9 protein-coding genes are annotated in these 11,671 nt (G+C 39.3%); 5 read left to right on the top strand and 4 right to left on the bottom strand.

The features are described 5' to 3' along the window. Nucleotides 1–38: 38 nt before the first annotated feature. Nucleotides 39–863 carry a hypothetical protein gene (locus ACTXGO_RS05275; RefSeq protein WP_443573589.1) on the bottom strand — a complete coding sequence of 275 codons (825 nt, stop codon included), beginning with the start codon at nucleotides 861–863 and terminating at the stop codon, nucleotides 39–41. 260 nt (nucleotides 864–1,123) lie between these two features. Between ACTXGO_RS05275 and ACTXGO_RS05270 the strand changes: the two genes are divergently transcribed. Continuing rightward, nucleotides 1,124–2,287, top strand: a complete 1,164-nt coding sequence (locus ACTXGO_RS05270) for a MalY/PatB family protein (RefSeq protein ID WP_443573587.1) — start codon at nucleotides 1,124–1,126, stop codon at nucleotides 2,285–2,287. Between the two features lie 2 nt (nucleotides 2,288–2,289). Here the strand turns inward: ACTXGO_RS05270 and ACTXGO_RS05265 are convergent, their stop codons facing one another. Continuing rightward, a complete protein-coding gene (locus tag ACTXGO_RS05265) occupies nucleotides 2,290–2,496 on the bottom strand; it encodes a hypothetical protein (RefSeq protein ID WP_443573585.1) in 207 nt (68 codons plus the stop codon). Nucleotides 2,497–2,921: 425 nt separating this feature from the next. Here ACTXGO_RS05265 and ACTXGO_RS05260 point away from each other — a divergent pair, with 425 nt between their 5' ends. The 4 genes from ACTXGO_RS05260 to ACTXGO_RS05245 are packed head-to-tail and all read left to right on the top strand — an operon-like array spanning nucleotide 2,922 to nucleotide 8,986. Beyond that, the gene (locus ACTXGO_RS05260) at nucleotides 2,922–4,628 is read left to right on the top strand and encodes a DNA cytosine methyltransferase (RefSeq protein WP_443573583.1); all 1,707 of its coding nucleotides are present in this window, start codon (nucleotides 2,922–2,924) and stop codon (nucleotides 4,626–4,628) included. Nucleotides 4,629–4,630: 2 nt separating this feature from the next. Continuing rightward, a complete protein-coding gene (locus tag ACTXGO_RS05255) occupies nucleotides 4,631–6,046 on the top strand; it encodes a hypothetical protein (RefSeq protein WP_443573581.1) in 1,416 nt (471 codons plus the stop codon). Then, on the top strand, nucleotides 6,046–8,037 hold the full coding sequence (locus tag ACTXGO_RS05250) for a DEAD/DEAH box helicase (RefSeq protein ID WP_443573579.1): 1,992 nt from the start codon (nucleotides 6,046–6,048) through the stop codon (nucleotides 8,035–8,037). The genes ACTXGO_RS05255 and ACTXGO_RS05250 overlap by 1 nt, the downstream gene beginning before the upstream one ends. After that, nucleotides 8,012–8,986: a protein NO VEIN domain-containing protein gene (locus ACTXGO_RS05245; RefSeq protein WP_443573578.1), complete on the top strand. Its 975-nt coding sequence runs from the start codon at nucleotides 8,012–8,014 to the stop codon at nucleotides 8,984–8,986. Before ACTXGO_RS05250 ends, ACTXGO_RS05245 begins: the two co-directional genes overlap by 26 nt. Nucleotides 8,987–9,354: 368 nt before the next feature. Here the strand turns inward: ACTXGO_RS05245 and ACTXGO_RS05240 are convergent, their stop codons facing one another. Together ACTXGO_RS05240 and ACTXGO_RS05235 are read right to left on the bottom strand one after the other, a co-directional pair. Further along, nucleotides 9,355–10,920 (bottom strand): FGGY-family carbohydrate kinase, encoded by a 1,566-nt coding sequence (locus ACTXGO_RS05240; protein WP_443573576.1) that lies wholly within the window; start codon nucleotides 10,918–10,920, stop codon nucleotides 9,355–9,357. Nucleotides 10,921–10,970: 50 nt separating this feature from the next. Beyond that, the coding region (locus tag ACTXGO_RS05235; RefSeq protein WP_443573574.1) for a glycerol-3-phosphate dehydrogenase C-terminal domain-containing protein at nucleotides 10,971–11,671 on the bottom strand (701 nt) is incomplete at its 5' end.

Genomic DNA, 11,671 nt, shown 5'->3' with positions numbered 1-11,671 from the left:
TCTGATTTACAGCTGTGCCAATATTATCCAGTGATGGTTTAACGAGCGGATTTGTAGTAGTCAACCAGCATCGTGCCTAACGTGCCGTTGTCATCGATAGTCACTATTCTGACCGTACCCGACTGTGATGCGGTGCTCGATTGTACTTGTCCGGCGCTACCTAGGACGACTTGGTTGTTGCCTGCTGCCATTGCGCCATTACCGATAGCGATGCTGTTGATGCCGCCTGCCATAGATTTATTGCCTACGGCTACCGAATTAGCCCCTTGTGCGGCGGCCGCCTCACCGACGGCGGTTGAACGTACGCCACTAGCATTGGCGATATGACCAAAAGCTTGCGCGCGCTCGGCGGTGGCTTTGGACTGCCAACCGATAGAGGTTGAACCCAGACCTGCGGCATTGGCTTCACCGCCGACAGCCGTTGCTGAGTTTAGAGCTGCATTGGCTTTGTTACCGACAGCGACCGTATCGTTGGTACCGCCCGCCATAGCCGCTTCACCGACAGCGGTCGCGCGTACGCCGCTTGCATTAGCGAGATGACCAAAGGCTTGTGCGCGTTCGGCAGTGGCTTTTGATTGCCAACCGATAGAGGTAGATCCGAGACCTGCGGCGTTGGCTTGACCGCCGACAGCTGTCGCTGAATTAAGACCAGCGTTCGCCATATTACCGATAGCAACGGTGTCGTTCGTGCCAGTAGACATGGCGCTATTGCCCAAAATGAGGGCCGTACTGCTAGTAGCACCGGCAGCCATCGGTTGAGCCTCGGCGGCGGTTGTCATATTGGAGCAAGCAGCGACGCTTGCAATTGCTAAAGTAAGCACGCTCATTTTGAGTACTGACTGTCGTGAAAATTCCATTTTCATAATTTTAAATCCTTTTAATAAAGCTGTATCAGCTTGGGTAGTGGTTTGTATATTAGGAACTTAAGGGGAGTACACTATCAGCGTACTCTGGCATCGATAAACTGATGAGATATAGAGTCCGCCACAGTAATGTAACACTAATTCTGGCGCATCATGCAAGTAATGATAGTGTTAAACTCTCAAAGGTTGTTTAAGCTGACGAATGAGCGGTTATAGCTCAAAAACACACTCGCTATTCACTGATATAAAGGAGAATGCTCATGCCATATAATTTTGATGAGATAATCGATAGACGCGGGACGGGATCACTCAAATGGCACTATAGCGATGACACCATTCCGCTATGGGTCGCCGATATGGACTTTAAAACAGCCACGCCTATCTTAGATAGTGTGCAGCGTGTGATTAATCACGGCATCTTGGGTTATACCAAACCTACCGACGCTTTGTATGATGCGATTATCAACTGGCATAGCAATCGTTATGGCTTGGATTTGACACAGGATAACATCTTATTTTCGCCGGGCGTGGTGCCAAGCCTCGCGCTGATGATGCAGATATTCACCGAAGTAGGCGATACGGTACTGGTCAATGATCCCATCTATACGCCGTTTATGACCAAGGTGAAGCAAAATAATCGTACGCTGGTGATGTCGGCGCTAAAAGAAATAGATGGTAAATATGAACTTAATCTAGCCGATATTGAAGCCAAGATAGTTGAGCATAAAGTAAAGCTGTATTTATTATGCAATCCGCACAATCCGGGCGGGCGCGTTTGGACAAAGAGCGAGCTTGAGGCGCTACTGACGCTGTGTAAAAAGCACAATGTAGCGATTGTCAGTGATGAGATTCATCAAGATTTAACGTTGAGTGGTCATACGTTTACGCCTTTGTTAAAGCTAGCAGAAGCAGCAGGTTACGCGCATAACGTCGTCAGCCTGACCTCCATGACTAAAACATTTAATGTAGCGGGTATCAAAGGCTCGATGATCTTTGCCAAAGATGAGACATTACTGAAAAAAATCAGCCAGCAGCAAAATTTGAACGATGAATATGAGCTAAATTTATTTGCCTATACGGTGATGCAAAGTGCTTATGAACATGGCGGAGAGTGGCTTGAACAGGTGATAGCTTATATCGAAAACAATATCGAGATTACGCTAGACTTCTTAGCAGGTCATCTGCCTGACATCAAGGTCATGCGTCCTGAGGCGTCGTATTTAATTTGGCTCGATTGCTCAGCGTATGCGCAAGATGATCAGGCGCTGTATGACAAACTGCGCGCGGCGAAAGTTGAGCTAAATTCTGGTATTAAATACGGTCGCGAGGGACATCTAAAAATGCGTATTAATGTGGCTTGTCCTGAGGCGCTACTGCGTGAGGGGTTAAATCGGGTTTATGCGGCGTTTAGGGGTGATGATTAATCCTAATAATTCTTACATAAAGGATCTTCATATATCAGATGACCAAAAGGCTCATTTGGATCATTAGTAGCAGGTACAGCTGCACGGGCGCAGTTAGGATTATAGTATTTGCTTTGCGTAGCTGAAGTTCGGTATTCTAAGGGTTTGGTTGTAGTACAAGCATTTAGTAGTAAGCAGGATATAGCGATTGAGATAGGGATGTTACGCATGGTCATGATCCTAGAAGTTCAAATATAGATGCTAATAGTGAAATTAAGTTTATACAGATAGTAGTCTAAATGCTAGACGGTTTATAGTAGCTGCTACTATTGTAAGGATAAGAAAACATCGCTTATAGGCTTATATTAGCTATTTAAACGATTTTAAATGGCGAAGAGTACGAGCGAGTCATGACGATGGTTGAGCGCTGTTAAGCTAGGTTTTTGGAGAGGTAAAGACAAAATTCTTAAAACGGTAATGTATAAATAATAATATTTAGCTTTAATTCTTTATTATGATATGGAGCTCAAGAATAACGCTAATATTTCATTGACGACAAAGATTAAAGTCCATAATATAAGAAAGTTTTGTGACGATAAATTTTCTACATTTGTGTCAGTCTTATTATAAATTAAAGGTATTAATAATTAAAAGTATGAGTAATCTAACAGTTATAGATTTTTTCTGTGGAGCTGGTGGCTTTTCAGAAGGTTTCAGACAGATGGGCTTCGAGTTAGTCTGTGGTTATGACAATTGGCAACCTGCTATTGATACATATAATCACAACTTTGGCTTATCTTGTGCATTACAAGATATACTAGATTTTAGTGAAAGCGACAAAAAGATAGAGGAACTGCCGAACACTAATATTATTATAGGTAGCCCTCCTTGTGTAAGCTTCTCAAGTTCAAATAAATCAGGTCAAGCTGACAAGTCTCTTGGAGTAAGACTAACAGAGACTTTTTTAAAGATTGTGGCTGTCAAAAAGCATCAGAAAAATTCTGTCTTGAAAGCATGGTTTATGGAAAATGTTATTAATTCAAAAAAATATTTAAATGACTCATATACTTTTGATGATTTAGGCTTGACGTCATGGGCTATTAATCAAGGCATTAAGCCTAGCAGTATAGCTATTAACTTAAATGATAATGCCGCAATAATAAACTCTGCAGATTACGGAGCTATTCAAGCTAGGAAAAGACTCATCTCAGGAGAAGTAATTAATAAGAGGTCTTTAATTATACCTACTAAGACTCATGCAGATTCAAAAAGTAAAAGTGAACTTCCTAAATACAAAACTCTTAGAAAGATAAAAGATTATTTTCCTAATCCATTCAAAGAAAAGTCTTCTGAAATTGTTAAAGATGTAAATTACAATATATTTATTCCGCAGTATCAGGTTACTGATCACTTCTATGATACAGGAATATACAAAGTTGAATGGATGGCATCAAAATACTATAAGCAAAATCATCCATATATGGGAAAGATGTCATTCCCTGAAAATATAGATAATCCAAGTAGAACAGTCATAGCGACTAAAATAGCAAACTCTAGAGAGTCAATGATATATAAAACTGAATTAGAACGTGAGGGTGATGGTGAGTATAGATTACCAACTGTGCGTGAGGCAGCAATTATAATGGGCTTTCCAATCACATTTCAGTTCATAGGTAGTGAAAGTGCTAAGTGGCGTTTAGTGGGTAACGCAGTCTGTTGCGCAGTAAGTCGAGCATTAGCTATAACTGTCTTAGAGTCTTATAGACTTAGCAAACTGAAAGATATGGTACTCATAAAGACACCAAATTTGGAAGGTGTCAATAATCTAAATAAATATAATAAAAAAGAGTTTAATTCACCTCCTATAAAGAAAAAGGGCGCTCGCTTCAGAAGACATCCAATGAAAGATGGGAATCTTACCGTTACACTCTCGAATTATGATATAGAGAGTAGTAGTAAAACTCTAAATAAATGGTTCACTTCTATACAGTATGGAACTGGAAAAGGGTTTCCTATACAAAAAATTGATGATAATTATTTTGAAAATATTATAACTGTGATTAAAAAAATCGATAAAGGTTCTGAATTTATTAAAAAAGTAGATGAGTATTTGGTACCTAGAGTGGCGAACAAAGTAATAATGCAGAAAATGTATGAAAACCAATCTCCAATTGAGCGTTACTGGCAGCCAGAAAAGCTTGTAGATGAAGTTGCAAAGTTGATATATCAAAACATAGGTTCTAATAAAACCTATATTCAAGATGATTTAGTTATATTTACTGAGAAGAAAGCCGTGCCTGTTGTACAGTTATTTGCTCTTTACGCAATAAACAAGATAACAACTTTGTCTAATAAGGATTAACTATGAATCAAGAAACTAGACTTGAAAAAATTGAAGAGATAATGAATAGGGCTTCTACAGAAACTCTATTAAGTCAAGAAATTATGTGGGAAGGAGGGTTGCAAACATTTAAAGTTTATAAAATCCCATTGGAATATCTCGTATATAACAAGTACAACGGCAGAATACTTAGTAGAACTAAGTCTTTAGAAAAACAAAATAAACTAATTAATGTAGAGGATGAAAATGGGAGAAATTTAATAGAAGATTTACTTTGGCAATCTAAACCCGATCGCAATAGAAAAACTCAAGAGAGTTTAAAAGAGTTTGGTCAGCAGAAGGTCGGAATAATAACCAAAGATGGTGTAATTATCGATGGTAATCGTAGAGCTATGTTGCTCAATCGGATAGATAGAACAGGATACTTCAAAGCTATAGTCCTAATGGTAACTTTAGAAGAGGAACCAGTTCAAATAGAAAAGCTTGAAACCACTTATCAGATGGGCGAAGATGAAAAGCTAGGATACAACTCAACTGAGAAATATCTCAAAGCTAAGCAAATATATGACAGGTTGATTGATAACTATAAAGATCAAGAGGCGAAACAACTTATAGCAGAATGGATGAATGAACCTTTAGGTGAAATAGAAAAATATTTAAATACTATGGAAGTTATGGATGAGTATTTAGAGTATTTAGAGTATGACGGTATATACACACAACTAGATGGACGTGAAGATCAGTTTTTATCGTTGACAAAATGGCTAAAAAATTTTTACGGAGAAGAAAGCAAGAGATCTTTTGATGGGTATTCAAATGATGATGTAGATGACCTTAAACTGATTTCATTCGACTACCTTAGATTTAAAAAAGAGTTTGATGGTAAGGAGTTTCGTTATCTTGCTGAAGGTAATAGAGAGAAACATTTTTTTGGATACGAAAATGTATGGAAAAGTTTTAGTGACAAGCACTTTTCTATCAAAAGTAAGTTACCCAAAGAAACTAGCATAAACTCTAATTCCAATAACTTGCATAGTCATTTAGATGCAAGAGATAGTGAGTTTTTTGAAAGTTCAAAACTGAATAGTGATGAAAGTGAATTTATTGAAAATTTGAATAATCACAAAGATATGCTTGGATATAATAAAGCTTCTAATGAGCCTGAAAAGCTTATAAAAAAAGCATCACAAACTTTCGATGCAATTAAAACTAATCATAATTCGTTTTCAAAACCCGAAGTACAAGAGTTAGTTAAGGAATTAGGAGATAAGATATTCGATTCGCTAACAGATAAGTCCCCCCACTTTGTGCTTTCTCAAGTGGTTAATTTACTAAATTCTATAAACATAGATGATATTAATGATTCTGATATTGAAAATGTGAAGAACGAAGCTATAAAAATTCAAAAAATAAATTATCAATTACTTAAGAATTTATAATGAATTACACAATAGAAATAGACACTCGGAATCTTGGATTCATAATCAAAGGTGAGATAGATAGTATCTTGTCTAACGATAGAATTAAAATGACACTAAAAAGACTGGATTTTGTATCAAATAGTACCTCTATCTTTATATCATATCAAGAAGGTAGAGAAATTGAAACATTGGAGCAGCTTAAACGATTATTTAAGAAGAATAATATAGAGTGTGAGGTTTTATCTGGTCAAAATAATGAACTAGTTTTCTACGAAAATGAAATTAAGAACTTTAGGAAGTTTGCATTAAAAGCAAAGTCAATAAGAAATAATGAATTTGAAAATGATGAAGGTCTGATTGAGAATTTTCGTGAATTTCAGAATGTGATTAGTATAAAACTAGAACGTACTTTGTATGAATTGCAGTTATTATCAGCATTCCATATGACTTTCGCGCAAAACTCTTGTAACTTCTCAGTTCCTGGTTCTGGTAAAACATCGATTGTCTATGCTGCTTACGCATACTTAAAAAATCTTCCACATGATGACGATAGGCATGTTGATAATATTGTTATCATAGGTCCCATCTCATCTTTCAGGCCGTGGGAGACTGAATATTTAGAATGTTTTGGAGTCGAACCGAAATCCTTTAGGTTGTCTGGTAATGCTGAAGTTCTAAACGAGGGTAAGCTTGAGCACCTATATTCTGCTAGACCTAGTGAACTTACTTTAATATATCATGGAGGAGTTGATAAATTTAGGGATGATTTAGTTGACTTTCTTAGTAGAAATAAAACTATGCTAGTAGTTGACGAAGCGCACAAGATAAAAAATCCTAATGGTGTTTGGGGGAAAAGTGTGGTTAAAGTTTCTGAGAAAGCAGTAGCGCGTGTTGCCCTAACTGGTACTCCAGTTCCCAATGGCTATCAAGACTTGTTTAACATATTTAAATTTATTTATCCCTACAAATATAAAGAAGTGCTAGGTTTTAGTTATCCAAATTTAGAGAATCTTACAACTAGTAATAAACTAGAGTCTTCTAATAGAATTGATAAATTAAAGAAAAATATATCACCATTTTTTATACGTATAAAGAAGGACGACTTAAAATTACCACCAATCGAAGAAGCTCTCTACCGTATTGATATGTCGCCCTATCAAAGAGAAATATATGATTTTATTGAATCTAAGTACATTAGTCATTTTAAGGGAAGCTCTTCTGGAACGGTTAAGGATGTAATTAACAAAGCAAAGCTTATAAGGTTAAGACAAGCTGCTACAAACCCTTCTTTACTTGCCAAACCTCTCATAGAGTCTCTAGGAGATCATATCTCAATTGGTTCATCCGACTCTAAGACTATATTTCTAACTGATGAAAATGAATATATTGATGATACAGAATTTTTTTGGAAGATTAAGAATTATTCGAGTGATGAAATACCTATAAAGTTTGTCGAAACCTTGAATATTATAAAGAATGAAGTTTTTGATAGAAAAGAGAAATGTATAATCTGGACTATTTTCGTTGATAATGCTAAGAAACTTAGTGAGTACTTAACCTCTAATGGTTATAAGAATAGACTTTTGATAGGTGAAATACCGCAAGATGATAGAGAGAAAACTATTGAATTATTTAATAGTTCTAGCAATCGTGATTTTAGTATAGTAATTGCTAATCCATTTTCTGTAGCAGAGTCAATATCCCTACACAAAGGATGTCACAATGCTATATACCTTGAAAGAGATTATAACTGCTCTAACTTTATTCAATCTAAAGATAGAATTCATCGTGTAGGCTTAAACCCCAATCAGATTACAAATTATTATTATATTATTGCTGTGGATTCTATTGATGAAGTAATACATGAAAAATTAGAAATCAAAATCGAGAGAATGGAGAGTATTATTAACGATGACATTCCACTGTTTAGACTAATTGATGACGATGATGAATCAGATATTATTAAAGGACTAATGAAAAATTATGCTGAAAGATCTAAGAAGATATGAGCATTTTGGTACTCCTAATTTTTATAGTACACTCTTAAAGTTTATTTCGAAGCACAAAAACCCAATAACAAAGGAAGTAGTCAACAAATATTTTTATGGTAAAACAATTGATGGTAGAAGAGGCTTTAGAGGAGCAGTAGAGTTTGCAATTAAGATTAATGTATTGGTAGAAGATAAGGGTTTTATAAGTGTAGATAAAGGATTCTATAGTTCTTATGTAAGTAGTGAAAACCTAGAGAGTTTTATCCTCACTAATTTTTTTCTTAAGATTAACAATAGTGACTACTATTCCGAAATATTTAATCCTGATAATTTTAGTTTTACTCATGATTCTAGAAAATTAATTATGAAGAACACTGTATTTAAGTTTAAATATTCTAATGTAAAATATTTTCTATTAGATTTTGGTTTCCTGACATGCGATGAAGAAAATGAATCACGATTTTACAACGTAGAAAGTAAATATCTCATCTTATTGAATGTCTCTATCTTACCTGAAATAAGTAAGAAAAAGAGAAGGATATCAGTCAGTGAGTTCGAAAAATCTATGGAAGATAGAAATAAATATGGTCATGAAGCTGAGTTATTTGTCTATAATTTTGAATGCGCAAGATTATTTAATTTAAAGAAACCAGATTGGACTTCATCACATACTGTAAATAAAGGCTATGATATTACTTCTTATAACTTTGTAGGTGATTTACGCTTTAACAGGTTTATTGAGGTAAAATCTTTTTATGGTGATAAACCATATTTCTATTTATCAGAGAATGAGTACAAAACTGCTGGAGAGATTGGAAAAAAATATTGGCTATACTTAGTTAATCGTAAATATATAGATCAACAAGGTTACGAACCTATAATAATACAAGACCCTTATGCCAACATTTTCTCTAATCCGAATTGGAAGATGACTGAAGAGAAAACTTACAAGTTTTCTCAAGCTTAACCCGTTAAGTTTACTGTCCTTAATTTTGATTGTGGGTTACGCCTTGTTGTCATTCTCTTCGAGAATTTGACAACGCTATCCCACCCTAAGATTTCTTTGTCTTAGAATTATCTTAAATTAACTAACAATAGTCGCTTTGCGGCGCGTTTTAGCCGTGACTGACGCGGTATCCTGTGCGACTAAGCGGGTTGCGGGCACTTGGCTGAGGGTAGTATCGAGAATACAGGAATGCCATCAGCCGTTAGTGCCCGCCACGCTTAGGGGTACAGATACAAGCAGAAGGCGCGATTAGCTCCCCAATATTATCAGCCACAATACTCCCGCCTTTTGACCACTTCCAATACTTCTACACTTCAAACTCGTCCAGACTACTTGGCAGGATATCCTGTGATGTCTTGAATGCTTTGGTATAAGGGTTTTAGGCGCTCGTACATCTTGAGATAGACCTCGTTATACAGGCGCTTATAGAGTTGCACGTTGGCTTCAATAGGGACGAATTCGTCGCCTAAATGGGTCATGGCGTCACTGGCTACGGCGTGGTCGGGATAGACGCCGAGACCCACCGCGCAGTTGATGGCAGCGCCGAGGCCAGTGGCTTCATAAGTGTGCGGGCGGTAGGCGGGCATGGCAAAGATGTCGGCGGTGAGCTGCATGGCGGAGTCGCTTTGGGAGCCGCCGCCTGAGACCCGCAGGTGTTTGATGGGTTTGCCCGTGCGTTTCTCGATAGTGTCAAAGCCGAGTTTAAGCTCGTAAGCCAGCCCTTCTAAGATAGCGCGATAGACGTGCGCGCGGGTGTGCACATCGCCAAAACCGATGAGTGCGCCTTTGCCCTCAAGCCCCGGATGACGGACGCCCGGTGACCAATAGGGCTGCATGATGAGTCCCATACAGCCTGCTGGAATGTCTTTGACGGCGGCATCGAGGAGCTTTTCGGTGTCGATGCCTTGGGTTTTGGCAAGTTGTTGCTCGTAGTGGGCGAATTGTTCTTTGAACCAGCTGACCATCCAAAAGCCGCGATAAATCATGTACTCAAAGTTGTAGTAGTGCGGGGCGGCGGCGGTGTAGGCGGGCATATGCTTGAGAATCTCGACGTAATCAGGGGAGATGGTATTGATAGTGGCGGTGGTGCCAAAACTAAGACACGCGGTATCGGCGGCCAGACCTGCTGCGCCTAGGGCTTCGCAGGCTTTGTCACTGGCGGCGGCAATCATTGGCGTGCCTTGTGGGATGCCTGTGGCCTCGGCAGCTTTGGCGCTGATGTGACCGAGGGTTTGGCTAGGTGGGACGATTTTGGGCATTTGCTTGGGGGTACAGCTAAACAGTCGCCATTTGAGGTCTTTGGGTTTGAGCCACTTTTGCGCTTTGTAGTCATAAGGCAGGTAGCCGACTGCGTGACCGTTTGAGTCGATAAGTTCATCGGTAAGCTGATAAGTGAGGTAGGCGGAGAGGTTGACGTAGTGCGCGGTCTTTGCCCAAGTCTCAGGCTCGTTTTGCGCGAGCCAATTACAGCGGGCTTTTTGCTGGGCGTCTTTGACCAGCTCGCCCATGCCGATGATTTTGGTGAGTGGGTTTAAAAAACCAATGTCATGAGTTTCAGCGCGGCGCAAATCCATCCAAACGATAGCAGGGCGTAGCGGCTGCATGTCTTTATCAAGGCAGATCATAGTATAGCGCTGGGTGGCGAGACTGACGCCAGCGATTTGTTCAGGTCTAATCTCGCAGCTTTGCCAAAGTTGCTGACAGGCCTCGGTTAGCTTTTGCCAATAGTAGTCGGCGTGCTGCTCGGCGTAATTGGGCTGCTCGGAGAAATACGGCTCGATAGGTACGCGGGCTTTGGCGATCTCGCTGCCGAATTGATCAAAGATAAGCGCGCGGACGCTTTGGGTACCGTTGTCGATCGCTAAGAAATAGATCGGGTCGTTAGGGGTGGTCATAGTTGTCCTTAACTATGTAGAGATATAAAATTTTTGAGTTATAAAAAGCACTAAGCCGCAGGCAAGTGATAATAACGCTGCCATAAATCGATATAGCGAGCGACTTCTTGTTGCCATTTTTGCTCATCCCAGCCTAGCTCATTTTGGCAAATTTGCTTGAGCCTCGCGCTGATCAGCGGTGTCATCGCGCCATGCGGTAGGATTAAGCCTAAGCGCGTGCGTCTTAACAATAAATCATCTAAATGAATAACCTGCTCGTAGTGCGCGGCAAAGCGAATCTCCGCCCAAATGGTGTTGCTATCGGTGACATAAGCGAGATCATCGTCATGCGCTAGCTCTAGTAATTTATCGAGCTGTAGACCATAGAACCCTTGCAAACGCTGTTGTAGAGGTTTTGGCAAAGTGGCGAATTTGGGATGGGTCGGCATAGGATTACTAAAGACCTGATCGCCATTTATCGTTTGGTTTTGAATAGCAGATTCATCAAGCGCGAGTACCTTTTGACACTTCTCAAGCACATCAAGGGCAATTAGGCGAAAGGTAGTCAGCTTGCCGCCACTGACGGTCACCAGATTGTTATCGAGCCAAACGCTATGATCGCGCTTCTCTTTACTAGGGCTAACGCGCTTGCCGTCACCGCCATCAGAGATTAGCGGACGTACGCCTGCCCATGAGCTGATAACGTCTTCGCGGTTTAAGTCCGTATCATCAAACAATCCATTGGTCGCGTCTAATAGATAATCGACTTCTT

This window comes from Psychrobacter sp. T6-1, from assembly GCF_052258445.1.
This window is presented reverse-complemented; position numbering and strand designations above follow the sequence as displayed.